This window comes from Orbaceae bacterium lpD02, assembly GCA_036251875.1.
GTDB lineage: Bacteria > Pseudomonadota > Gammaproteobacteria > Enterobacterales > Orbaceae > Orbus > Orbus sturtevantii.
The window spans coordinates 2,137,290-2,161,410 of sequence record CP133960.1; the positions used below are offsets into that span (position 1 = coordinate 2,137,290).

At 38.3% G+C, this 24,121-nt stretch carries 36 protein-coding genes; 29 read left to right on the top strand and 7 right to left on the bottom strand.

What is annotated here, in order from left to right:
- Positions 1-181 precede the first annotated feature (181 nt).
- The 3 genes from rsmB to RHO12_09355 form a co-directional block, all read right to left on the bottom strand.
- Complete coding sequence (gene rsmB / locus RHO12_09345) at positions 182-1,474, bottom strand: 16S rRNA (cytosine(967)-C(5))-methyltransferase RsmB (GenBank protein ID WVD65579.1); 1,293 nt, start codon at positions 1,472-1,474, stop codon at positions 182-184.
- Between the two features lie 102 nt (positions 1,475-1,576).
- Positions 1,577-2,536: a methionyl-tRNA formyltransferase gene (fmt, locus tag RHO12_09350; protein WVD65580.1), complete on the bottom strand. Its 960-nt coding sequence runs from the start codon at positions 2,534-2,536 to the stop codon at positions 1,577-1,579.
- Positions 2,537-2,938: 402 nt separating this feature from the next.
- Complete coding sequence (locus RHO12_09355; GenBank protein WVD65581.1) at positions 2,939-4,207, bottom strand: sulfatase-like hydrolase/transferase; 1,269 nt, start codon at positions 4,205-4,207, stop codon at positions 2,939-2,941.
- A 704-nt stretch (positions 4,208-4,911) separates the two neighbouring features.
- On the opposite strand from RHO12_09355, the gene rpsJ reads away from it, so the two are divergent.
- The 28 genes from rpsJ (at position 4,912) to rplQ (ending at position 18,630) form a co-directional block, all read left to right on the top strand.
- Entirely contained in the window at positions 4,912-5,223 is a 312-nt protein-coding gene (rpsJ, locus tag RHO12_09360) for a 30S ribosomal protein S10 (GenBank protein WVD65582.1), read from the top strand.
- A gap of 33 nt (positions 5,224-5,256) precedes the next feature.
- Positions 5,257-5,883, top strand: coding sequence for a 50S ribosomal protein L3 (rplC, locus tag RHO12_09365; protein ID WVD65583.1), 627 nt, complete (start codon positions 5,257-5,259; stop codon positions 5,881-5,883).
- 16 nt (positions 5,884-5,899) lie between these two features.
- On the top strand, positions 5,900-6,517 hold the full coding sequence (rplD, locus tag RHO12_09370) for a 50S ribosomal protein L4 (GenBank protein ID WVD65584.1): 618 nt from the start codon (positions 5,900-5,902) through the stop codon (positions 6,515-6,517).
- Positions 6,514-6,816, top strand: a complete 303-nt coding sequence (gene rplW / locus RHO12_09375; protein ID WVD65585.1) for a 50S ribosomal protein L23 — start codon at positions 6,514-6,516, stop codon at positions 6,814-6,816. The genes rplD and rplW overlap by 4 nt, the downstream gene beginning before the upstream one ends.
- 15 nt (positions 6,817-6,831) lie before the next feature.
- Positions 6,832-7,656 (top strand): 50S ribosomal protein L2, encoded by an 825-nt coding sequence (gene rplB, locus RHO12_09380; protein WVD65586.1) that lies wholly within the window; start codon positions 6,832-6,834, stop codon positions 7,654-7,656.
- Positions 7,657-7,674: 18 nt separating this feature from the next.
- Positions 7,675-7,953, top strand: a complete 279-nt coding sequence (gene rpsS / locus RHO12_09385; GenBank protein WVD65587.1) for a 30S ribosomal protein S19 — start codon at positions 7,675-7,677, stop codon at positions 7,951-7,953.
- 13 nt (positions 7,954-7,966) lie between these two features.
- Positions 7,967-8,299 carry a 50S ribosomal protein L22 gene (gene rplV, locus RHO12_09390; protein ID WVD65588.1) on the top strand — a complete coding sequence of 111 codons (333 nt, stop codon included), beginning with the start codon at positions 7,967-7,969 and terminating at the stop codon, positions 8,297-8,299.
- A gap of 15 nt (positions 8,300-8,314) precedes the next feature.
- The gene (rpsC, locus tag RHO12_09395; protein ID WVD65589.1) at positions 8,315-9,016 is read left to right on the top strand and encodes a 30S ribosomal protein S3; all 702 of its coding nucleotides are present in this window, start codon (positions 8,315-8,317) and stop codon (positions 9,014-9,016) included.
- A 12-nt stretch (positions 9,017-9,028) separates the two neighbouring features.
- Positions 9,029-9,439, top strand: coding sequence for a 50S ribosomal protein L16 (gene rplP / locus RHO12_09400; protein ID WVD65590.1), 411 nt, complete (start codon positions 9,029-9,031; stop codon positions 9,437-9,439).
- The gene (rpmC, locus tag RHO12_09405) at positions 9,440-9,631 is read left to right on the top strand and encodes a 50S ribosomal protein L29 (GenBank protein WVD65591.1); all 192 of its coding nucleotides are present in this window, start codon (positions 9,440-9,442) and stop codon (positions 9,629-9,631) included.
- Positions 9,631-9,885, top strand: a complete 255-nt coding sequence (gene rpsQ / locus RHO12_09410) for a 30S ribosomal protein S17 (protein WVD65592.1) — start codon at positions 9,631-9,633, stop codon at positions 9,883-9,885. The genes rpmC and rpsQ overlap by 1 nt, the downstream gene beginning before the upstream one ends.
- A gap of 196 nt (positions 9,886-10,081) precedes the next feature.
- On the top strand, positions 10,082-10,453 hold the full coding sequence (rplN, locus tag RHO12_09415; protein WVD65593.1) for a 50S ribosomal protein L14: 372 nt from the start codon (positions 10,082-10,084) through the stop codon (positions 10,451-10,453).
- 10 nt (positions 10,454-10,463) lie between these two features.
- Positions 10,464-10,778, top strand: a complete 315-nt coding sequence (gene rplX, locus RHO12_09420; protein WVD65594.1) for a 50S ribosomal protein L24 — start codon at positions 10,464-10,466, stop codon at positions 10,776-10,778.
- 13 nt (positions 10,779-10,791) lie between these two features.
- The gene (gene rplE / locus RHO12_09425; GenBank protein ID WVD65595.1) at positions 10,792-11,331 is read left to right on the top strand and encodes a 50S ribosomal protein L5; all 540 of its coding nucleotides are present in this window, start codon (positions 10,792-10,794) and stop codon (positions 11,329-11,331) included.
- Between the two features lie 15 nt (positions 11,332-11,346).
- Positions 11,347-11,652, top strand: coding sequence for a 30S ribosomal protein S14 (rpsN, locus tag RHO12_09430; GenBank protein WVD65596.1), 306 nt, complete (start codon positions 11,347-11,349; stop codon positions 11,650-11,652).
- 17 nt (positions 11,653-11,669) lie between these two features.
- The gene (gene rpsH / locus RHO12_09435) at positions 11,670-12,062 is read left to right on the top strand and encodes a 30S ribosomal protein S8 (protein ID WVD65597.1); all 393 of its coding nucleotides are present in this window, start codon (positions 11,670-11,672) and stop codon (positions 12,060-12,062) included.
- 11 nt (positions 12,063-12,073) lie between these two features.
- Positions 12,074-12,607: a 50S ribosomal protein L6 gene (rplF, locus tag RHO12_09440; protein WVD65598.1), complete on the top strand. Its 534-nt coding sequence runs from the start codon at positions 12,074-12,076 to the stop codon at positions 12,605-12,607.
- 9 nt (positions 12,608-12,616) lie between these two features.
- A complete protein-coding gene (gene rplR / locus RHO12_09445; protein WVD65599.1) occupies positions 12,617-12,970 on the top strand; it encodes a 50S ribosomal protein L18 in 354 nt (117 codons plus the stop codon).
- Between the two features lie 14 nt (positions 12,971-12,984).
- A complete protein-coding gene (gene rpsE, locus RHO12_09450; GenBank protein WVD65600.1) occupies positions 12,985-13,485 on the top strand; it encodes a 30S ribosomal protein S5 in 501 nt (166 codons plus the stop codon).
- Between the two features lie 6 nt (positions 13,486-13,491).
- Entirely contained in the window at positions 13,492-13,671 is a 180-nt protein-coding gene (rpmD, locus tag RHO12_09455; protein WVD65601.1) for a 50S ribosomal protein L30, read from the top strand.
- Positions 13,672-13,677: 6 nt separating this feature from the next.
- Positions 13,678-14,112, top strand: coding sequence for a 50S ribosomal protein L15 (gene rplO, locus RHO12_09460; GenBank protein ID WVD65602.1), 435 nt, complete (start codon positions 13,678-13,680; stop codon positions 14,110-14,112).
- An 8-nt stretch (positions 14,113-14,120) separates the two neighbouring features.
- On the top strand, positions 14,121-15,464 hold the full coding sequence (secY, locus tag RHO12_09465; GenBank protein ID WVD65603.1) for a preprotein translocase subunit SecY: 1,344 nt from the start codon (positions 14,121-14,123) through the stop codon (positions 15,462-15,464).
- Positions 15,465-15,490: 26 nt separating this feature from the next.
- Positions 15,491-15,604, top strand: coding sequence for a 50S ribosomal protein L36 (gene rpmJ, locus RHO12_09470; GenBank protein ID WVD65604.1), 114 nt, complete (start codon positions 15,491-15,493; stop codon positions 15,602-15,604).
- Between the two features lie 175 nt (positions 15,605-15,779).
- Positions 15,780-16,136, top strand: coding sequence for a 30S ribosomal protein S13 (gene rpsM, locus RHO12_09475; GenBank protein ID WVD65605.1), 357 nt, complete (start codon positions 15,780-15,782; stop codon positions 16,134-16,136).
- Positions 16,137-16,151: 15 nt separating this feature from the next.
- Positions 16,152-16,541 (top strand): 30S ribosomal protein S11, encoded by a 390-nt coding sequence (rpsK, locus tag RHO12_09480; protein WVD65606.1) that lies wholly within the window; start codon positions 16,152-16,154, stop codon positions 16,539-16,541.
- Between the two features lie 34 nt (positions 16,542-16,575).
- Positions 16,576-17,196 (top strand): 30S ribosomal protein S4, encoded by a 621-nt coding sequence (gene rpsD / locus RHO12_09485; GenBank protein ID WVD65607.1) that lies wholly within the window; start codon positions 16,576-16,578, stop codon positions 17,194-17,196.
- 25 nt (positions 17,197-17,221) lie between these two features.
- Positions 17,222-18,211 carry a DNA-directed RNA polymerase subunit alpha gene (gene rpoA, locus RHO12_09490; GenBank protein WVD65608.1) on the top strand — a complete coding sequence of 330 codons (990 nt, stop codon included), beginning with the start codon at positions 17,222-17,224 and terminating at the stop codon, positions 18,209-18,211.
- Between the two features lie 29 nt (positions 18,212-18,240).
- Positions 18,241-18,630, top strand: coding sequence for a 50S ribosomal protein L17 (rplQ, locus tag RHO12_09495; protein WVD65609.1), 390 nt, complete (start codon positions 18,241-18,243; stop codon positions 18,628-18,630).
- A gap of 186 nt (positions 18,631-18,816) precedes the next feature.
- On the opposite strand, the gene RHO12_09500 is transcribed toward rplQ, so the two are convergent.
- From RHO12_09500 to slyD, 3 genes are all read right to left on the bottom strand, one after another.
- The gene (locus RHO12_09500) at positions 18,817-19,032 is read right to left on the bottom strand and encodes a SlyX family protein (GenBank protein ID WVD65610.1); all 216 of its coding nucleotides are present in this window, start codon (positions 19,030-19,032) and stop codon (positions 18,817-18,819) included.
- A gap of 128 nt (positions 19,033-19,160) precedes the next feature.
- Positions 19,161-19,808, bottom strand: a complete 648-nt coding sequence (radC, locus tag RHO12_09505; GenBank protein ID WVD65611.1) for a DNA repair protein RadC — start codon at positions 19,806-19,808, stop codon at positions 19,161-19,163.
- 161 nt (positions 19,809-19,969) lie between these two features.
- The gene (slyD, locus tag RHO12_09510; GenBank protein WVD65612.1) at positions 19,970-20,530 is read right to left on the bottom strand and encodes a peptidylprolyl isomerase; all 561 of its coding nucleotides are present in this window, start codon (positions 20,528-20,530) and stop codon (positions 19,970-19,972) included.
- 269 nt (positions 20,531-20,799) lie between these two features.
- Between slyD and ubiA the strand changes: the two genes are divergently transcribed.
- Positions 20,800-21,645 carry a 4-hydroxybenzoate octaprenyltransferase gene (gene ubiA / locus RHO12_09515; GenBank protein ID WVD65613.1) on the top strand — a complete coding sequence of 282 codons (846 nt, stop codon included), beginning with the start codon at positions 20,800-20,802 and terminating at the stop codon, positions 21,643-21,645.
- On the opposite strand, the gene plsB is transcribed toward ubiA, so the two are convergent.
- On the bottom strand, positions 21,642-24,071 hold the full coding sequence (plsB, locus tag RHO12_09520; protein ID WVD65614.1) for a glycerol-3-phosphate 1-O-acyltransferase PlsB: 2,430 nt from the start codon (positions 24,069-24,071) through the stop codon (positions 21,642-21,644). The two genes, ubiA and plsB, sit on opposite strands and share 4 nt — an antisense overlap.
- Positions 24,072-24,121: the final 50 nt, after the last annotated feature.

Below are 24,121 nucleotides of genomic sequence, written 5' to 3' on the forward strand. Positions count from 1 at the left end.
ATATCGGGTAACTGTAGTCCACAAGTAATGTAGGTAAAATACATCCAAGCTATTTTTACTGTGATGGATTGTCAGACTCATATTTACTATGCCTAAGCTGCTTTAATAACAAATATTACCATTCATTTGATTAATATACATTAATATAAAAATATTACATTATATTGAAACCAATAATTGTTTAAATTTTTTGTAATTTTGCATAGAAAAAGCCATCGCCACCATTTTCTATCGGTAGATATTGCTGTACGGGTTGTAATTGTTTGGCATTATTATGTTGCATCAAAAAACGGGATATTTGTTGGCTATTTTCATCAGGTAAAATAGAACAAGTCGCATAAATTAAAATGCCATTGACTTTTAAATAAGGCCAAATCTTTGTTAATATTTGATATTGTAACTCAGCGAGTTCTATTATGTCACTGTCACGCCTTAACCATTTTATATCTGGGTGACGACGAATAATGCCAGTAGCTGAGCAAGGCGCATCAAGCAAAATACGGTCAAATTGTTGGTCATCACTCCATTTTTCAGGGGTTAAACCATCACCAACTTTAACTTGTGCTTTTAATTTTAAACGCGCTAAATTTTGTTCAATGCGCTTAACTCGTTCACTATCAATATCAACAGCAATGACGTTTGCTTGCGGTGCAAGTTCTAAAATATGGGTCGTTTTGCCGCCTGGCGCCGCGCAGAGATCTAATATTGTCTCCCCATTTTCAGGTGCAAGTAGGTAAGCTGCATGCTGCGCAGATAAATCTTGTATGGTTACCGCACCTTGCTCGAATAGTGGCAATTTATTAACAGGAGAAGGTGATAGTAATCGTAATGCACTTTTTACATGGTTATCTTTGATTGAGCCAATGTCATAATCATTTAACAACTGTTGATATTGTATCGCGCTAAATTGCAAGCTATTTATACGTAGCCACATCGGGGGACGTTGATTATTTGCGGTAATAATATCAGACCAATTTTCCGGATAGGCTAGTTTAATCCGTTTTAGCAACCAAGCAGGATGAAGTGACGAGTTGCCATTTAGCATAAATTGCTTTTTTAATTCATTTTGTTGGCGTAAAAAAGTACGTAGTACACCATTTACCACCCCTTTTAATGATGGTTTTTTTAAGCTTATTACTCCATTTACCGTTTCACTTGCTGCAGCATGCGGTGGAATACGCGTGTAAATAAGCTGATAAAGCCCGACTAATAATAGGTAATGGATGATGCGATTTTTACCTGTAAAAATTTTATCCATCAATGCTTGCACGTAAAATTCTAGTTCTGGCAACACTCGCATTATACCGAAGCTAATTTCTTGCATTAAGGCGCGATCTTTATCATTAACTTTATTGTTATAATTGATTAATAGTGAGCTAAGTGAATTGCCTTTTTCAAGTACATCAAAAATAATTTGTGCACAAAAAGCCCGTAAATTATAGTTTTCAGCTTGTGCTTTCGTTGGTAATGCCATTTTAATAAGGATCTTAATAATAGTTATTGGTAAGCATAGCGTAATTAGTCTGCCTGTAAAGTAATTTTGTTATAATAAAAAAATAATGACTAAGTGCTGCAGCTAAAGTTGTTTACCTATACTAAACCATGCTTGGCGTGAGTTTAATATATCCGCAGCTGACATCGATTTTTTACCTGCTGGTTGTAGTTGAGTCAGATTAATAATTCCTTCAGCGGTCGCAATTTGTATGCCATTTTTGTCCGCCTGTAAAATTGTCCCCGCAATTTGTTTGCTATTTTGCTCAATTACATTGGCTTGCCAAACTTTAATAAGTTCGTCATTTATTTCGAAATAGCTGACAGGCCAAGGGTTAAAGGCTCTTATACAGCGTTCTAATTGTCTAGCAGGTAATTGCCAGTTTAGTTTGGCCTCTTGTTTGGATAGTTTTTCAGCATAGGTTACTTGTGATTCATCTTGTTTTTCAGCTATGGCTTCACCAGATAAAATAAGTGCTAATGTTTTAAGTAAGCTATTAGGTCCCAATAGCGCTAATTTATCGTAAAGTGAGGCGCTAGTGTCATCAGGGGTAATTGAGCATTTAGCTTTAAATAGCATGTCGCCAGTATCAAGTCCAGCATCCATCTGCATAATTGTTACTCCAGTTTCAAGATCGCCAGCCCAACAAGCGCGTTGAATCGGTGCAGCTCCTCGCCAGCGAGGTAGCAACGAACCATGAACATTTAAGCAGCCGAGTCTTGGCATATCAAGCACGGCTTGAGGTAAAATTAGACCATAAGCGACAACAATCATAATATCAGCATTAAGTGCACTAATAATTTGTTGGTTTTCTACTTTTTTTAAGGTTACAGGTTGATAAACCGCAATATTGTTTTCGACTGCAAGCTGTTTTACCGGACTTGCAGTGATTTTATTGCCTCGACCCGCAGGCCTATCTGGCTGGGTAAATACTGCGATCACCTCATGCTCAGATTCAATTAAAGACTGTAAATGTTTTGCTGCGAAATCAGGCGTTCCTGCGAAGATAATCTTTAGGGAAGTAGTGGAGTTTTTTTCTATCATATTGTTACCTTTAATCACAAGCTATAGAAGATAGTATTATTACTGATAATTCACTTTGTGTAGTATATATTATTTTGTTGCCCTTTGACTCTTGATAATGATGTACTTTTTATAATTAAATTTATTCAGTTAAGTCGCTTTAATAGAGGTTTTGAAAAGGAGAGAATACTTTGACTCGTAATAAATCAGTTATTAAGGCATGCATCATTCGTTTTTACATAGATTGCTGAACCAACCAGTCGCGATACAAATCACTATAGAAATAAAAACAGCCACAACCTCAGTACGAATCATTAGGTTTCTAGTAATAAAAACCTGAAAAATTAGTCTACCTGACAATCCAAATATTATTGTAGCTTGCTATTTTTAGTACATGAAAATTGAATAATTATTCATCATTAATTATTTTATTTTTTTGATTTCATGTGTTTCCTGATTAATTTCAAGGTAGCCACTATCGCCAGTAAGCAAGTTACCATTAACGTAGCCGATTTTGCAATTCGAAATAGGTAAATCATATCCCATTAGCGATATCAGTAACGTTGAAATTTGTTGATGAAAAAGGGTATTACATGGATCAAATTGTTCTTTTATATCAGATTGGATTTGATTGTTTGGTGAATATACTAAAGCAGGAACCGTATAACTTGAAGTGGTAAATTGCCCATGATTAAATGTTTCATTGCTAACATTTTGGCCATGATCAGAGGTAAATACTAAGATCCAGTCATCTTTTCCGCTACTATTTAGGTAGTCATATATAGATTGTAATAACTGATCTGTTTTATGAATAGTGTTGTCATATTTATCAATAATAGTTTCTGTACCGAAAACATGATCTTCGTCATTCAGTAATGAGCCATAAGGTACGTGTGAGCCTCGTTGATGCAAAATGACAAAATTAGGTTGAGCACTATTAAGGTCTACTTTTTTTAAATAATCGAGTAAGTAACTATCCGGCATATTTTCTGATTTTTTATAGCCGAGTTCTGTTGGGAATACCATTCGATCAATCCAACGTAGGCCAATAATATTCATAATCATCATTTGATTTTCAGCTTGTGCTGAATAAAATTGAGTGTTATAGCCTTGTTTTTTTGCAAGATAGAATAAGTTAGTTGTTCCTTTTGAAATTTGCAGCGAACCATTCGGCTTTTCTATTGCATTAAATAGAGTAGGAAGAGCAACTGCTGTCATTAAAGCTCCTGAAATCGTTGGTTTGATGATAGCTTGGTTATTGTTTTTAGCTAGATAAGAAAGAAATGGTGTTGTATCTCTATCATATCCAAAAACCCCCATGTTATTAGTATTTTGGCTCTCTCCAACCACAAAAATAATATTTTTAGCTAATGGTGCTGATGTGATCTTAGGCTCTTTTGCTGAATAAGGAGGTGTATCACTTAGACCTCCATAATAATAAGGTATAACACGACCAATAAAATGACCAAGTGTAAAATAATTAGCTTTTAAACGGCTATAATCGGGGTTGGGGGAAATTCCATGTTGCTGTGTTGTATGGAATGAACGAACACAAATGAAAACTAGTAATAATATGAAAAAAGTATCGACTAATTTGTAACTTTTCTTCGGTTTAAGAATAAATGGTAAAGAGGCAAAGAATATTGATTCAGCTATTCCCCATACAGATGGGACTAATAGTTTTCCAATCATATTACTACCGGCACTGCTAACTTCATCCAACTCAATAAACATTAGAAGATAATTTGTTGAGTTTATCCAGCTTTTATAAATTTCATAGTGAATATTGTTTGCAATAATGCTTATAGTAAAAATGAGCCAAATGATTATTTTTGTAAATCGATATTTAGCAAAAACCATGCACAGGACAAAAGATAAATTTATTGCATACGCTTCAAACAAATTACGAATTGTTGGAATGCTAAAATAATTTCTATAAATATACTCACTTATTAGCAAGATAAGAGCAGAGCCAAAAATGATAGTGGTTTTTTTTAAAATATCCTGATACTTCATTATTTATCCCATTAATTTTTTTATAAATCGATATCCAAAATGACAGCGAAGGATAATATACTAATCGAAATGAAAATCCAATATTGGATATGCTAGGTTTATACAGATTTCAATTTTTTTACATATTAAGCTACCTTTACCGTTTTACTTTTAGCTTCTTTATTAAGAATTGTGCTTGCGCCAATAAATATTTTGCGTATAATAACTCCACTTTGCCCTTATTAGGCAATGTTATCGGCGTAGATAGCACTTATTAACGCCAATACAATACTCCCGATTTGGGGGTTACGATAAAGAACGGATTACGCTCTCCTGTCAATCGAAACAGGACTTGAGAAGTAGTCTTTTGTTATAACTTTTTATAATGGAGCTCTGGTCTCATGCAGAACCAAAGAATCCGAATCCGTCTAAAAGCATTTGATCATCGTTTGATCGATCAATCTACTGCGGAAATCGTTGAAACTGCGAAGCGCACAGGTGCGCAAGTTCGTGGTCCTATTCCATTACCGACGCGCAAAGAGCGTTTCACTGTATTGATTTCACCGCATGTTAATAAAGATGCGCGAGATCAATATGAGATTCGCACTCATAAACGTCTAGTTGATATCGTTGAACCAACTGAAAAAACAGTTGATGCATTGATGCGTCTAGATCTTGCTGCCGGTGTTGACGTGCAGATCAGTTTAGGTTAGTCCTAGGCTGGTAAGGATTGAGAGGTTGAAACAATGATTGGTTTAGTCGGTCGAAAAGTAGGAATGACACGAATCTTCACAGAAGAAGGTGTTTCGATTCCTGTCACCGTAATTGAAGTTGAAGCAAACCGCGTTACACAAGTTAAGACAATTGAGAACGATGGTTATAAAGCTGTACAGATTACTACTGGTAGCAAAAAAGCTAGCCGCGTAAGTAAGCCTGATGCAGGACATTTTGCTAAAGCTGGCGTTGAAGCTGGCCGTGGTCTGTGGGAGTTCCGTTTTGAAGATGGCGATTTCGTAGCAGGTCAAAGCATTAATGTTGATATTTTTACAGACGTTAAAAAAGTTGACGTTACTGGTACATCTAAAGGTAAAGGTTTTGCTGGCGTTACAAAACGTTGGAACTTCCGTACTCAAGATGCTACGCATGGTAACTCTTTGGCACACCGTGGCCATGGCTCTATTGGTCAAAACCAAACGCCAGGTAAAGTGTTCAAAGGTCGTAAGATGGCAGGTCACTTAGGTAATGAACGCGTAACTGTTCAAAACTTAGATATTGTTCGTGTCGATGCAGAGCGTAACCTTTTATTAATTAAAGGTGCTGTGCCTGGCTCAATCAATAGTGACGTAATTGTTAAACCAGCGATTAAAGCTTAACGTCAAGGAGATAGAAATGGAATTAGTAGTTAAAGACGCGCAAGCGCTTTCTGTTTCAGAAACTACCTTCGGACGTGATTTTAATGAAGCATTAGTTCACCAAGTTGTTGTTGCATATGCATCAGGAGCTCGCCAAGGAACTCGTGGTCAAAAAACTCGTGCAGAAGTAGCTGGTTCAGGCAAGAAACCATGGCGTCAAAAAGGTACTGGTCGTGCTCGTTCAGGTTCTATCAAGAGCCCAATCTGGCGTAGCGGTGGTGTAACATTTGCTGCTAAGAATCAGGATCATAGTCAAAAAGTTAACCGCAAAATGTATCGTGGTGCATTAAAAAGTATTTTTTCTGAATTAGTGCGTCAAGATCGTTTAATCGTGGTTGAGAAGTTCACTGTAGAAGCACCTAAGACAAAATTATTAACTGAAAAATTAAAATCAATGGATCTTAATGACGTGTTGATTATTACTTCAGAAGTTGATGAAAATCTTTTCTTAGCTTCACGCAATATCTATAAAGTAGATGTTCGTGATGTGGCAGGTATTGACCCAGTTAGCTTAATAGCATTTGATAAAGTACTCATGACTGTTGATGCAGTGAAACAAGTTGAGGCAATGTTAGCAGAGGAGAAAGTAGCATGATTCGTGAAGAGCGTCTGCTAAAAGTCCTGCGTGCACCACATGTTTCTGAAAAAGCATCTCTTTCAATGGAGAAAGCGAACACGTTAGTGTTAAAAGTTGCTAAAGATGCTACTAAGAAAGAGATCAAGGCCGCAGTTGAACAACTATTTGAAGTTAAGGTTAACGATGTCAATACTTTAATCGTAAAAGGTAAAGTTAAACGTCGTGGTCAACAAATCGGTCGTCGAAGCGACTGGAAAAAAGCTTACGTCACTTTAGCGGAAGGTCAAAATTTAGACCTTGCGGGCGTCACTGAGTAATTCGGAGGAGTAACAATGGCAGTTGTTAAGTGTAAACCTACATCTCCGGGTCGTCGCCACGTTGTTAAAGTGGTTAACCCAGAGTTGCATAAAGGCAAACCTTATGCACCGTTGCTTGAATCAAAAAGCAAAACTGGTGGTCGCAATAATAATGGTCGTATTACCACTCGCCATATTGGTGGTGGGCATAAACAACATTATCGACTTGTAGACTTTAAACGAAATAAAGATAGTATTCCTGCAGTAGTTGAGCGTTTGGAGTATGATCCAAACCGTAGCGCGAATATTGCTTTAGTTTTATATAAAGACGGTGAACGTCGTTATATTTTAGCTCCAAAAGGCTTAAAAGCAGGAGATCAAATCCAATCAGGCGTTGATGCATCGATTAAAACAGGCAACTGTTTACCAATGCGCAATATTCCAGTTGGTTCCACTGTGCACAATGTAGAAATGAAACCAGGTAAAGGCGGTCAACTTGCTCGCTCTGCTGGTAGTTATATCCAAATTGTTGCACGTGACGGTTCGTACGTCACTCTTCGTCTTCGTTCTGGCGAAATGCGCAAAGTGTTAGCTGATTGCCGTGCCACTATTGGTGAAGTTGGTAACTCAGAACATATGCTTCGTGTATTAGGTAAAGCTGGTGCAAGCCGTTGGCGTGGTGTTCGTCCTACTGTTCGTGGTACGGCGATGAACCCAGTGGATCACCCACATGGTGGTGGTGAAGGTCGTAACTTTGGTAAACATCCTGTGTCTCCATGGGGTCAAAAAGCCAAAGGATTGAAAACGCGTAGCAACAAGCGTACTGATAAGTACATTGTTCGTCATCGCAATAAAAAATAATTAAATAGAGGATTAGCTATGCCACGTTCTCTCAAGAAGGGTCCTTTTATTGACCTACACTTGCTGAAGAAGGTAGAGAAAGCGGTGGAAAGCGGTGACAAGAAGCCTTTGCGCACTTGGTCCCGTCGTTCAACGGTCTTTCCTAACATGATCGGTTTGACCATCGCTGTCCATAATGGTCGTCAGCACGTACCTGTTTATGTAACCGATGAAATGGTTGGTCATAAACTTGGTGAATTCGCGCCGACTCGTACTTATCGCGGTCATGCAGCAGATAAGAAAGCTAAGAAGAAATAAGTAGGAGAAAGAGATGGAAACAATTGCAAAATATCGCCACGCTCGTTCTTCTGCGCAAAAAGTTCGCTTAGTTGTAGATCTTATTCGCGGTAAGAGAGTGTCACAGGCACTTGATATTTTAACGTACACCAATAAAAAAGCGGCTGTACTTGTTAAAAAAGTATTAGAGTCTGCTATTGCTAATGCAGAGCATAACGATGGTGCTGATATTGATGATCTGAAAGTTGCGAAAATTTTCGTAGATGAAGGCCCAAGTATGAAGCGTATTATGCCTCGTGCTAAAGGTCGTGCAGATCGAATTTTGAAGCGTACGAGTCACATTACTGTGATCGTGTCTGATCGATAGGTCTGGAGAATAGCAATGGGTCAAAAAGTAAATCCAAATGGTATCCGATTAGGTATTGTCAAACCTTGGACATCTACCTGGTATGCAGATACAAAAGAATTCGCTGATAACTTAGATGGCGATTTTAAAGTTCGCCAATTCTTAAATAAAGAGTTAGCGCAAGCGTCAATCTCGAAGATTGTGATCGAGCGTCCGGCTAAGAGTATTCGTGTGACTATTCACACTGCTCGTCCTGGTATCGTGATCGGTAAAAAAGGTGAAGACGTTGAAAAAATACGTAATGCCGTAGCTAACATAGCTGGCGTACCTGCACAGATTAATATTGCCGAAGTTCGTAAACCTGAAATCGACGCAAAATTAGTTGCTGATAGCATCACTGCACAATTAGAGCGTCGAGTTATGTTCCGTCGTGCAATGAAACGTGCTGTACAAAATGCAATGAAAGCAGGGGCCAAAGGTATTAAAGTTGAAGTAAGTGGTCGTTTAGGCGGTGCAGAAATTGCTCGTAGCGAGTGGTATCGTGAAGGTCGTGTACCTTTACATACATTACGTGCCGACATCGATTATGGGCTTTCCGAAGCACTCACAACTTATGGTATTATTGGTGTTAAAGTGTGGATCTTCAAAGGTGAGATCCTTGGTGGAATGGCTGCCGTTGAACAAGTAGAGAAACCTGCTGCTCAACCTAAAAAGCAGCGTAAAGGCCGGAAACAATAAGGAGCTTCGCTGATGTTACAACCAAAGCGTACAAAATTCCGTAAAATGCATAAAGGTCGTAATCGCGGTCTTGCTGCAGGCGCCGATATTAGTTTCGGTACTTTCGGTCTTAAGGCTGTAGGTCGTGGTCGTTTGACTGCGCGCCAGATCGAAGCGGCACGTCGTGCAATGACTCGTGCAGTTAAACGTCAAGGTAAAATCTGGATTCGCGTGTTTCCTGATAAACCAATTACTGAAAAACCACTTGAAGTGCGTATGGGTAAAGGTAAGGGTAACGTTGAATATTGGGTTGCACTAATTCAACCAGGTAAAGTCCTTTATGAAATGGATGGTGTACCGGAAGAAGTTGCTCGTGAAGCATTTGCGTTGGCAGCAGCAAAACTGCCGATTAAAACCACCTTTGTAATTAAAACGGTGATGTAAATGAAAGCAAAAGAGCTACGCGAAAAAAGCGTTGAAGAGTTAAATACTGAACTTCTAAACTTACTACGTGAACAATTTAATTTACGTATGCAGTTAGCGGGTGGTCAGTTACAACAAACTCATTTAGTTAAACAAGTGCGTCGTAATATTGCACGAGTTAAAACTTTATTAACTGAAAAGGCGGGTGCGTAATGACTGATAATATTCGTACTCAGCAAGGTCGTGTCATTAGCGATAAAATGGATAAGTCTATTACTGTTGCTATTGAGCGTAAAGTGAAACACCCATTATATGGTAAGTTCATTAAACGTACGACAAAATTGCATGTACATGATGAGAATAATGAGTGTGGTATTGGTGATACTGTTGAGATAAAAGAGTGTCGTCCATTATCGAAGACTAAGTCTTGGACTCTGGTTCGAGTTGTTGAAAAAGCAGTTATTTAATTAATTGATTAAAAACTGTACACAATAAAATAAACGGCTATTATAGCCGTTTATTTTGTACTACCCATTTTATTTTAGTGGTGTTATACTGTGCACCCTCATATAAATGGGATTTTTTGGTTGTCTATTCTTATCCATGGTAGTTGAGGTGGATGAAGGTAGATTAGGCAATAATTTAATAATACGGAGCATTATAATGATCCAAGAACAGACTAGGCTTGATGTAGCTGATAATTCAGGCGCACGTAGCGTAATGTGTATCAAGGTTCTGGGCGGATCGCACCGTCGATATGCTGCAGTAGGCGATATCATTAAAGTTACTATTAAAGAAGCAATTCCACGTGGTAAAGTTAAAAAAGGTGATGTCCTTAAAGCAGTTGTGGTGCGTACTAGAAAAGGTGTTCGTCGTCCTGATGGATCTGTTATTCGTTTTGATCGTAACGCTTGTGTTATTTTAAATAATAACAGTGAGCAACCGATTGGTACGCGTATTTTTGGACCGGTCACTCGTGAACTTCGTTCTGAGAAGTTTATGAAGATCATTTCACTAGCACCAGAAGTACTGTAAGGAGCGGGTAATGGCAGCGAAAATCCGTCGAGAAGATGAAGTTATCGTGTTAACTGGTAAAGATAAAGGTAAACGCGGTAAGGTAAAAAGTGTTTTGTCTACTGGCAAAGTGGTTGTTGAAGGTATTAATTTGGTGAAAAAACACCAAAAACCAGTACCGGCATTAAACCAAGATGGTGGGATTGTTGAAAAAGAAGCGGCAATTAACGTTTCTAACGTAGCAATTTACAATAATGCTACGGGCAAAGCAGATCGCGTAGGCTTTAGAATTGAAGACGGTAAAAAAGTCCGTTTTTATAAGTCTACTAATGAAACAATTAAGTAATTTGGAGTGTACGATGGCGAAACTGCATGATCACTACAATGCACAGGTAGTAAATAAACTGAAAGAACAGTTTGGCTACAAATCTGTCATGCAAGTCCCTCGGATAGAAAAGATCACCTTGAATATGGGTGTTGGTGAAGCAATAACTGATAAGAAATTATTAGATAATGCGGTTGCAGATTTAGCTGCAATCAGTGGTCAAAAACCACTAGTCACTAAGGCGCGTAAATCAGTTGCTGGTTTTAAAATCCGTCAAGGATATCCTATTGGTTGTAAAGTAACTCTACGCGGCGAGCGTATGTGGGAGTTCTTTGAGCGTTTTGTTTATATTGCATTACCTCGTACCCGAGATTTTCGTGGCTTAAGTACGAAATCTTTTGATGGTCGTGGTAACTACAGTATGGGTATTCGTGAGCAGATCGTTTTCCCTGAAATCGATTATGATAAAGTCGATCGTGTCCGTGGTTTAGATATTACTATCACAACTACTGCACAATCAGATGAAGAAGGCCGAGCATTACTATCAGCCTTTAACTTCCCATTTCGTAAGTAAAGGTAGGGTAAACTAATGGCTAAACAATCAATGATTGAGCGTGATAAAAAACGCGTAAAGCTAGCAAATAGATACTTTGCAAAGCGTCAAGAATTAAAAGCGATCATCTCTGATTTAAATTCAACAGATGAAGATCGTTGGAATGCAGTGCTTAAATTGCAAACGCTTCCTCGAGATTCTAGTCCATCACGTCAACGTAATCGTTGTCGTCAAACGGGCCGTCCTCATGGCGTCCTTCGTAAGTTTGGTCTAAGCCGTATTAAGGTCCGTGAAACTGCCATGCGTGGCGAGATTCCAGGTCTTAGAAAGGCAAGTTGGTAATCAGAGGAGTGTTATAGATGAGCATGCAAGATCCTATCGCAGACATGTTGACTCGAGTTCGTAACGGTCAAGCTGCGAACAAAGTTGCGGTCATTATGCCTTCCTCTAAGTTAAAATTGGCTATTGCCAACGTACTAAAAGAAGAAGGTTATATAGAGGACTACAAAATTATAGGTGACATCAAACCTGAATTGGAAATTACATTAAAATATTTCCAAGGTAAGGCTGTTGTAGAAAGTATTAAACGTGTTAGCCGTCCTGGTTTACGTATTTATAAACGTAAAGATGAATTACCAAAAGTAATGGCAGGATTAGGTATCGCAGTTATTTCTACTTCTAAGGGTGTTATGACTGATCGTGCAGCACGCCAAGCAGGTCTTGGTGGTGAAATTATCTGCTACGTAGCGTAAGGGAGAAAAAAATGTCTCGTGTTGCTAAAGCACCTGTCGTTATTCCTGCTGGCGTAGAGGTAAAACTCAACGGTCAGGTAATTACGATTAAAGGTAAGAATGGCGAGTTATCTCGCTCAATTAATAATGCTGTTGTTCTTAACCAAGAAGATGGAGCGGTTAAATTCTCTCCACGTGAAGGCGAACCAGATGCTTGGGCTCAAGCAGGAACCGCTAGAGCTTTGGTTTATTCAATGGTAGTTGGTGTTACTGACGGATTCACTAAAAAACTTCAGTTAGTTGGTGTTGGTTATCGTGCACAGCTTAAAGGTAATGCAATTGGCTTATCTCTTGGGTTTTCACATCCAATTGAGCACCAATTACCCGCAGGTGTAACTGCTGAGTGTCCTTCTCAAACTGAAATCATCCTGAAAAGTGCTGATAAGCAGTTGATTGGACAAGTTGCAGCAGATATCCGTGCTTATCGTCGTCCTGAGCCTTATAAAGGTAAAGGTGTTCGTTACGCAGACGAAGTCGTGCGTACTAAAGAAGCTAAGAAGAAGTAAGGTAACACTATGGATAAGAAATCAGCTCGAATCCGTCGTGCAACAAAAGCGCGAGCAAAGATGCGAGAACTACTGGCTACTCGCCTTGTGGTTCACCGTACTCCACGTCATATCTATGCGCAAATTATTGCACCAAACGGATCTGAAGTACTGGCAGCCGCTTCTACACTAGAAAAAGCTATCAGTGAAAATTTAAAATACACCGGAAACAAAGACGCTGCAGCAGCAGTCGGTAAAGCTATTGCTGAGCGTGCATTGGCGAAAGATATTAAAGAGATTTCTTTCGACCGTTCTGGTTTTCAATATCATGGTCGAGTTCAGGCGCTAGCAGATGCTGCTCGCGAAGCTGGCCTACAGTTCTAAGGTAGGAGTTAAAGATGTCAAACATCGAAAAACAAGCTGGTGAACTGCAGGAAAAATTAATCGCAGTAAACCGTGTTTCAAAAACCGTAAAAGGTGGCCGTATTTTTAGTTTTTCTGCACTGACAGTCGTTGGTGATGGAAATGGTCGTGTCGGTTTTGGTTATGGTAAAGCGCGTGAAGTTCCTGCTGCTATCCAAAAAGCAATGGAAAAAGCACGTCGTAACATGATTAACGTAGCATTAAACAATGACACGTTACAGCATCCAGTAAAAGGAGCTCATACAGGTTCGCGTGTTTATATGCAACCAGCATCAGAAGGTACAGGAATTATTGCCGGTGGTGCAATGCGTGCTGTACTTGAAGTGGCTGGTGTTCGTAACGTTCTTGCTAAAGCATATGGTTCTACAAACCCGATTAACGTGGTGCGTGCAACTATTGATGGATTGGAAAATATGAATTCACCAGAAATGATTGCAGCAAAACGTGGTAAAACCGTCGAAGACATTTTGGGGTAATTAGCCATGGCAAAAACGATAAAAATCACACAAACGCGTAGTTCAATAGGACGTTTGCCTAAGCATAAAGCAACGTTACGTGGATTAGGATTACGTGGAATTGGTCATACTGTAGAGCGAGAGGATACTCCTGCAATGCGCGGTATGGTTAACCAAGTTTATTACATGGTTAAAGTAGAGGAGTAATGGGTAATGCGTTTAAATACTTTATCTCCTGCTGAAGGCTCTAAGCCTGTAGGTAAGCGTCTAGGACGAGGAATTGGTTCTGGGCTAGGTAAAACAGGTGGTCGTGGTGTTAAAGGCCAAAACTCTCGTTCGGGCGGCGGTGTTCGTCGTGGTTTTGAGGGTGGTCAAATGCCATTGTATCGTCGTCTACCTAAGTTTGGTTTTACTTCGCGTAAATCCTTAGTTACAACAGAAATTCGTCTTTCAGATTTAATGAAAGTTGAAGGAGACGTTGTAGACCTAAATTCACTTAAAGCCGCAAATGTGATTAGCTCACAGATTGAATTTGCAAAAATTATGTTAGCAGGTGAGATTAGCAAACCAGTAACAATTCGTGGTATTCGTATTAGTAAAGGTGCGAGAGCTGCAGTTGAAGCTGCTGGTGGAAAAATCGAGGAATAGTTAGAAAGATGGCAAAGCAACCAGGATTAGATTTTCAAAGCACAAGAGGCGGTAGCGGAGAGTTAAAAAGGCGATTATTATTCGTTCTTGTAGCTCTTATTGTTTTCCGTATTGGTTCTTTTATTCCCGTTCCTGGTATCGATACTGAGGCGTTGACCAACTTGCTTTCACAAGCTGCAAGTAATAACGGCATTATTGGCATGTTCAATATGTTCTCAGGTGGTGCGTTAAGCCGAGCTTCAATTTTTGCATTAGGTATCATGCCATATATTTCTGCATCTATTATAGTGCAGTTATTGACGGCAATTAATCCTAAACTTGCAGAGTTGAAAAAAGAAGGTGAATCAGGTCGTAAAAAAATTAGTCAGTACACTCGTTATGGTACGTTAGTGCTTGCGATTGTTCAGGCTGTAGGAATTGCAACTGGTTTGCCTCAGATTCCAGGATTTGGTCAAGTCGTCATTAATCCTGGTTTCGCTTTTTACTTTATCGCCTCAGTAAGTTTAGTCACTGGCACTATGTTTCTAATGTGGCTAGGTGAACAAATTACCGAAAGAGGAGTCGGTAACGGTATCTCAATTATTATCTTTGCAGGTATTGTTGCTGGTCTTCCTCATGCTATCGGTGAGACTATTGCAAAAGCTCGTTTAGGCGAATTGCACTCTCTGTTGTTGTTAGTTGTGGCAGTGCTTGTTATCGGTATTACTTACTTTGTTGTATTTATTGAGCGTGGTCAACGACGTATTGTTGTTAACTATGCACAGCGTCAACAAGGTCGCCGAGTTTATGCTGCTCAAAGCACTCATTTGCCTTTGAAGATAAATATGGCTGGTGTTATTCCGGCTATTTTTGCTTCAACAATCATCATGTTACCAGCAATGATGGCATCATGGTTGCAAGGTGATGGAGAAGGTTGGCGTTATATTTTTGTTGTTCTAGGGCAGTATTTGTCTCATGACCAGCCGCTATATTTAATTCTGTATGCTGCTGCGATTATCTTTTTCTGTTTCTTTTATACAGCATTAGTATTTAATCCACGTGAAACTGCTGATCAACTAAAAAAATCAGGTGCATTTATTCCAGGAATTCGCCCAGGTGAACAAACAGCAAAATATATAGATAAAGTCATGACGCGCTTAACGCTTGTTGGAGCTCTCTATATTACGTTTGTTTGTCTAGTTCCTATGTTTATGACTTCGGCAATGAAGATCCCAGTTCAGTTTGGTGGGACATCTTTATTAATTGTTGTTGTGGTAATCATGGATTTTATGGCACAAGTACAGACTCTAATGATGCCAAATCGTTATGAGTCAGTTTTAAAGAAAGCGAACCTTAAAGGCTATGGCCGATAAGCAAGCAGAAGTTACGGAGAAATAAAATGAAAGTTCGTGCTTCAGTCAAGAAGTTATGCAGAAATTGTAAAATCATCAAGCGTGATGGCGTTATTCGTGTCATCTGTATTGAAGGTAAACATAAACAACGTCAAGGTTAATTTTTTGACCTTTGATTTTGGCGCTTTTGCATATTTTACTTGCCAAAGTATAGTAAAGCTGGCTAGAATAGCCAGCCTATAATTTTTTGAGGTCCCTTTATTTGAGTATCCTGAAAACGGGCTTTTCAGCATAAAGGTGACTAATTATATTTATATTAACAAATAGGAGTGCATAGTGGCCCGTATCGCAGGCATTAACATTCCTGATCAACAGCATACTGTAATTGCTTTACAAGCGATCTATGGTATCGGAAATACTCGTGCAAAGTTAATTTGTAAAGAAGCGGGTATTGATGAGCATGTTAAGATCAGAGAACTATCTGAAGATCAGATTGAAAAGTTACGTGAACAAGTCGCAAAATTCACAGTTGAAGGTGATTTGCGTCGTGAAGTGACTATGAGTATCAAGCGTTTATTAGACCTTGGTTGTTATCGTGGTATACGTCATCGCCGTGGACTTCCAGTTCGTGGTCAACGTACAAAGACTAACGCTCGTACCCGTAAGGGCCCGCGTAAGCCTATCAAGAAATAATCGGGGTAATTAACAATGGCAAAGACACCTGTTCGTGCACGTAAACGTGTAAAAAAACAAGTTTCTGATGGTATAGCTTATATTCATGCATCTTTTAACAATACAATCGTCACTATTACCGATCGTCAAGGTAATGCGTTAGGTTGGGCAACCGCTGGTGGTTCAGGATTCCGAGGCTCTCGTAAGTCAACTCCGTTTGCGGCACAAGTTGCAGCAGAACGCTGTGCTGAAGCTGTTAAAGAGTACGGAATTAAGAATCTGGAAGTTATGGTAAAAGGACCTGGTCCTGGTCGTGAGTCAACAATCCGAGCGTTAAATGCTGCGGGTTATCGCATCACTAATATTACTGATGTCACTCCGATTCCTCATAACGGTTGTCGTCCACCAAAGAAACGTCGTATTTAATTACTTGGCGTTTTAGGATTATTGGAGAAAGAAAATGGCAAGATATTTGGGACCAAAACTCAAATTAAGTCGTCGTGAAGGTACTGATTTATTTTTAAAATCAGGTGTTCGCGCGGTAGAGAGTAAATGTAAGCTAGAACAAGCCCCTGGTCAGCATGGTGCGCGTAAACCGCGTTTATCTGACTATGGTGTTCAGTTACGAGAAAAACAGAAAGTTCGTCGTATTTATGGAATTTTAGAAAAACAATTTCGTAATTATTATAAAGAAGCAGCTCGAATTAAAGGTAATACAGGTGAAAACCTATTAAATCTTTTAGAATCTCGACTAGATAACGTTGTTTATCGTATGGGATTTGGCGCAACTCGTGCTGAAGCTCGTCAGTTAGTAAGCCATAAAGCGGTATTAGTTAATGGTCATGTTGTAAATATCGCCTCTTACAAGGTTTTACCTGAAGATGTGGTTAGTGTTCGTGAGAAAGCTAAAAAGCAATCACGAGTTAAAGCAGCATTAGAATTAGCTGAACAACGTGAGAAGCCGACTTGGTTAGAAGTTGATGCCAGTAAAATGGAAGGGACATTTAAACGTATGCCTGAACGCTCAGATTTATCAGCGGACATCAATGAACATTTGATCGTTGAACTTTACTCTAAGTAAAGTTTAGTACTTAAGAGAGGACACAATGCAGGGTTCTGTAACAGAGTTTTTAAAACCTCACCTAGTTGATGTTGTTCAATATAATCATACACACGCTAAAGTGACTTTAGAGCCACTGGAGCGCGGGTTTGGTCATACACTAGGCAATGCACTGCGCCGTATTTTATTATCATCAATGCCGGGATGTGCTGTAACGGAAGTTGAGATCGATGGCGTGTTGCATGAATACAGTACTAAAGAAGGCGTTCAGGAAGATGTGCTTGATATTCTTCTCAATTTGAAAAAATTGGCGATTAAAGTGCACAATAAAGATGATGTAATGCTTACTGTGAATAAAACAGGTGCAGGTGTTGTTACTGCTGCTGATATTATTCATGATGGTGATGTTGAAATCGTCAATTCTGATCTTGTGATCTGTCATCTTACTGACGCTAATGCTTCAATTAGTATGCGTATTCGTGTGCAAAGAGGCCGTGGGTATGTTCCCGCTTCCGCTCGCGTTCGAGCTGAAGATGATGAACGCCCGATTGGTCGTTTATTGGTTGATGCTTGTTTTAGTCCTATTGACAGGATTGCATATTCTGTAGAAGCTGCCCGTGTTGAACAGCGTACGGATTTAGATAAATTAGTTATCGATATGGAAACTAATGGAACTATTGATCCTGAAGAGTCAATTAGACGTGCCTCTACAATTTTGGCTGAACAACTTGAAGCTTTTGTTGACTTAAGAGATATTCGTCAACCAGAGATAAAAGAAGATAAACCAGAATTTGATCCAATTCTGCTACGACCTGTAGATGATTTGGAATTAACTGTTCGTTCTGCAAACTGTTTAAAAGCAGAAGCAGTTCATTACATTGGTGATTTAGTACAACGTACTGAAGTTGAGTTATTAAAAACCCCTAACCTTGGTAAGAAATCGCTTACTGAAATTAAGGATGTGCTCGCTTCTCGTGGTTTATCTCTTGGCATGCGCTTAGAGAACTGGCCGCCAGCAAGTATTGTTGAAGACTAATCTAAAGTTTATATAAGAAGGATAAAGTTATGCGCCATCGTAAAAGTGGTCGTCAACTGAATCGTAATAGCAGCCATCGTCAGGCAATGTTTCGTAATATGACAAGTTCTCTTGTTGAACACGAAATTATCAAGACAACTTTACCTAAGGCTAAAGAGCTGCGTCGAGTAGTTGAACCTTTAATAACATTAGCCAAAAGTGATTGCGAGGCTAATCGTCGTTTGGCTTTCGCTCGTATCCGTAATACAGATACAGTGAAAAAATTATTTGCTGATTTAGGTCCGCGTTTTGCTGATCGTCCAGGGGGTTATATTCGCATTTTAAAATGTGGTTTCCGTGCTGGCGACAATGCACCAATGGCTTATATTGAGTTGGTTGATCGACCAGCGATAGATGCTGAACCAGCGGCAGCTGAGTAAATATATAGTGTTATCAAAAAGCCGATATTATGTCGGCTTTTTTTATTTAAAGTTAGCCATTGAAGTATGAAAACTTGTTTTTTTACTTTGATTTATATTAATTTATTAATTAATTAATTAATTATACTAACTAATCTTGTAGGTACAGTTTGTATTTTAGTCATGAATGGTTTTCAGCATATTAGATTAGTAATGTGGTGGAGGAACTTCCTCTGATATATTAGCTATATTTGATGGTTGTGACGCTTGTAGTTTTTTCGATAGCAAAGATAATTGTTCTTTTAATCTCGCTATTTCAGCTTGCAACTGAATCGTTATTTTATTTAGCTCCTCAATGGTTATTTCTTGAAAACTAATTTTAGTTTCTAGCTGTTCTAGTCTATATTCTTGTTGCTTATTCATAATCTTTTTCCCAATTAATTATATACTATTATAACGTAATTAAATGAGATCTAACACAGCAAGATTAAGCCTGATTGATTAGTAATTGGGATCAATTTGAGTTTTAAAATAGGTTATTATTCCATTATTTATAACCAACCTCTTTCGGCAAAAGATACATACTCCCCTTTACCAATGACAAAATGATCGATAATCCGAATATCGACTAAATTACAGACTTGTTCAATTTGCTTCGTCATTATTCGATCCGCTTCACTCGGTTCTGCCGCTCCTGATGGGTGATTATGGGCAAGAATCAGTGCTACTGCATTGCATTTTAGCGCTTTGCGAACAATTTCTCTAGGATGAACTTCTACTGCATTGTAAGTGCCAACAAACATTTCTTCAGTATAAATTACGTTATTTTGGTTATTAAGAAAAATAACTAAAAATATTTCACGTTCTTTGTCAGCTAGTCGACTCGCAAGATAATGGTGCGTCAAATTAGGGGAGGTAAGTGAGCTATCTTGAGTCATTTTTACCTGTAAATATCGGTAAGATAGTTCTATTACTGCTTTAAGTTGTGTATATTTTGTTATCCCTAAGCCTAATTTTTGGCAAAAATCACTCTGGGTTGCACTCATTAGGTGATATAGAGAACCGAATTCATCTAATAAGCTTTGTGATAATTTAAGTACATGCATGCCTCTGGTTCCAGTTCTTAGGAAGATAGCAAGCAACTCATGATCAGACAGTGAATCTGCTCCAAATTGTAAGAGTTTTTCTCTTGGCATCATATTCGGCTTGTCCTCAAATTAACGCGATAGTCTAAAATGCTATTTTGGCGAAAAGGTGATATTAACCAAATATAAAAGTATATGCTTGAGAGTTATTTCACAAAAAATATGCTTTCCATAAAAAAAGCACTCATCAAGAGTGCCTTTGTATGGATTACTATTTAGTGCTTACAGCCACAACCACCATGACCGCCACCACAACAGCCGTCATTGTCATCACTGCCATCATCGCCACAGCAACCATGATGATGTCCATGTTCTCCATGAACATGCCCATGAGTTAATTCCTCATCAGTTGCTTCACGAACATTAATAACTTCAACGTTAAATTTTAAATCTTGTCCGGCTAGCATATGATTACCATCAACGGTGATATTATTTCCATCAATTGCTGTAATTTCAACTGGAACAGGGCCATGTTCAGTATCAGCTAAAAATCGCATTCCGACTTCTAGCTCATCAACACCTACAAATACGTCTCGTGGTACTTGTTGCACAAGATTATCATTATAATCACCATAAGCATTGTTTGAGCTGACTTCTACATCGAACTTATCGCCCGCTTGATGGCCAACTAAGGCATCTTCTAATCCCTTAATTAAGTTGCCGGCACCATGTAAATACTCAAGCGGGGCAACGGCTGTTGCTTCATCTACGAGTACACCATCTTTTGTTTTTACTTGGTAAGCTAAGCTCACAACACTATTTTTTGCTATTTTCATTCTATCTCCAGTCATCAGCGAGAAAAGGCTCGATAATTCTATCTGAAAAACAGAGCAATGTATCTTTTTTTTTGGAAATAACAACAGTAAATATTGTTCTAATTTTTTAACTTTATAATGATCGCTTACCTTATTATTTTAGCAGTTCTTTCTTATACTACTTCCACCGATAACATAAGGTTCCTGCTATGGCTTACGATTAATTTCACAAGCAGTTAATATTCATCTATAATTTAAGCAAGTTTATCGGGTTAATGGTAGTTATTTATATGAACAGCACTGTTTTTGCTTATTTTCAACTTATGCGCTTAGATAAACCAATTGGCACTTTACTTCTGCTTTGGCCAACATTGTGGGGCTTATGGTTGGCAGGGGCTCCTACATTAGCTTTATTCTTCATATTTATACTAGGTGTATTTTTGATGCGTGCGGCTGGTTGTGTTATTAATGATTTTGCTGATAGACGATTTGATAGTTATGTCGAAAGGACAAAAGCACGACCTATAGCAAGTGGCAAAATTAATGCAAGGCAGGCATTAATTTTATTTATACTATTAATTTTTCTTTCTATTTTATTATTGTTGATTTTACCTCCACTGGTTTGGTTATTTGCTTGTTTTGCTTTTTTGACCACATTGATTTATCCCTTTATGAAGCGTTTTACTCACTTGCCTCAAGTTATTCTAGGGATTGCATTTAGCTGGGGCATTCCGATGGCATATATTGCATCTATAGATGCACTACCTTTAAGTTGTTGGCTTTTATGTCTAGCTAATATTTGTTGGACGATTGCTTATGATACCCAATATGCAATGGTAGATCGTGATGATGATTTAAAAATAGGTATAAAATCGACGGCTATTTTGTTTGGTAAAAATGATAAGTTAATTATAGGTATCTTACAGTTTACGATGTTATTTCTGCTCGTTATTATCGGCTTATATAATCAGTTAGCACTGATTTTTTATGCTAGTTTAGGCGTTGTTGCCGCTCTATTTGTTTACCAACAAACATTAATTACCGACAGACAGAGAAAGCTTTGTTTTAAAGCATTTCTCAATAATAATTATGTCGGTCTAGCTATCTTTATCGGATTATTTTTTAGTACTGTTTAGTCTATTTCCTCAATCGTCTGCATTACTCGGCTACTAATTAAGGGGCGAAGAGTATCACTCATTAATTTTATTTTATCTAAATTACCTTCGTCTTTATCATCTAGGTATCCTTGTTCTCTTAATGTAGATACTAAGGTAGAAAAAACACCTTTATCGAAAAATTCAGGGGCATTAATGCCGTGCAATACAGAGAGTCTTTCGGCAATGAGCCTACTCTCTTTTTCAAGAGTAGCACGGCTAATCGATGGGTTTTTCTGTAATAAAGAAAAAGCGACAGCATAGCGCTGTAAAGTGTCATTCGAAGCAGATGCAATCAGTTGAAGTGATGCTATTTTTAAGTAATTAAGTGTAATGCGTTCAGCTGTATAGCTAATTAGATTTGATTCCGCAAAATTTTTAATTAGTTTACTTACATAATCTAGTAGCTCTTTTTCATCATAATAGATAAATAATTCAGCTTTAATGAGTGGATATAGCCTTAGAATTTGCTCAATTAATTGTTGCTCAGAAATTCGATTTTGCTTTAGTATGATTCTGGCAATCATGGCTGGAATAATAATTAAATGTTGAATATTATTACGATAATAAGTCATCAAGATAGCTTGTTCTTGACTTAAGCTTACAATCTCGCCAGCGTCATCTGCTGTAATAATAAATTTCCCCATTGCCTTTGCATGTTCGAAAAGCTCTTCCGCTGTTTTGTTCGGAATTGTAATTAAGTCTGAATATGGTACATTTTTTAATAATGTCATTGTGGCATCAATATATTCAATTAGTCTTTTTTGACTAAGCGCACGCTGTTGAGATGCCAGCAGAATAGAACAACATAAATTCATCGCATTAACGGCTGCAGAGGCATTTATTTTTTCCATAACATTTTTAGCGAGTAAATTTGTTGTTGGTGTAAGCCAATTAGGTCGAGCACTACCCGTCGGATCTATGGCATCTCGCCACTCGGGTATATTTTGGTTTAGGAATTGATTTAATGGAATTGGCTGACCAAAATTGACATAGCCCAAGCCTAGCTTCTTAAGCTTGAAAAAGGCCTTAGTTGTTTGCCATAAACTTTCTTTCTTTTTTGCAGCTCCACGTAATTCATTTGCGTAGGTGGCTACCTCTAATACATGCTCATAACCGATGTATACAGGCACGATAGAGATGGGTCTTAAATCACCACGTAAAAGTGTTTGCAGTGTCATCATTAACATACCGGTTTTGGGGTCAAGTAGGCGACCAGTTCGAGAACGTCCCCCTTCAATAAAATATTCAACAGAGTAGCCACGTATAAATAATTCAGCTAGATACTCACGAAATACAGCCGTATATAGTTTATTTCCTTTAAAAGAGCGTCTAATAAAAAATGCACCTAAACGTCGAAATATTGGGCCTGCTGGCCAAAAGTTAAGATTAATACCCGCTGCAATATGAGGAGGAACAAGACCTTGTCGATAAAGAACATATGAGAGTAATAAATAATCCATGTGACTACGGTGACACGGGGCATAAACAATTTCATGCCCATTTTGAGCCAATTCACGAATAGGGTCGGCATTGGTAACTTTCAGACCTTGATATAATCTACTCCAAGCCCACGTCAAGACATAATCAGTTATTTTTAATGCTTGATACGTAAAATTGGCGGCAATTTCGTTAAGCATTGATAATGCATTTTTTCTGGCTTTTTCTTGTGAAATATTTTTACTTTTCGTTTCTTCAATTATCGCATCGGTAAGCGCTTGGCCATTAAGTAACTTGTTGAGCATCTGCTGTCTTATTGGTAGTGTAGGACCAACCGAAGCCGTGCGTTGCTTTGAAAAATGAATACGCGCGACTCTTGATAGTTTGCGTGCTAAATCTCTACTTTGATCTGTTTTCACTGATGCGGTAATATTTTTAAATGATACGGTGTTTGAATAGCGTGTATAACAATCTCGGCCAGAAAATATCATTTTAATAAATTTTCGTGTGCCACCCAATACTTGTAGCGAAAGTTTCTTCTTCCCTTCCTTGTCAGGGGCCCTGCTAAACATAACCGAAACGGGGAGCATTTGTACGTCAAGTTCGTGATCTTGTTGATGAGCAGTAATATAGTCAGTGATAATATCAATAGATTTTTTTTTCTGTTCTTTTGAGGTAAAAATACCTGGACCTTTGTCTATGTAAAGAAAAGCCGGCAATAGTTTAGATTTAGTTTGAACTCCATTTAATGGATCGGGTAGTTGATATTTTTCTGCTAGTGAACGAACAACCATCAAATCAATTTTTGAGTTGTAAGGTAATACATATAAAATAGGTTTATTCCTATCTATATTTATTTCTTCAATGGGATCGGTGGGAATCGATTTAGTTTTTACGAACAGTTTGACTGGAATACTTATTACCCAAAAACAAGCCTTAGTCCACAAAGACATTGTCCATTTTGACATAATTTAAACAACTCAGAATATTAATTTTTCATGTAACCCATGATAGCAAA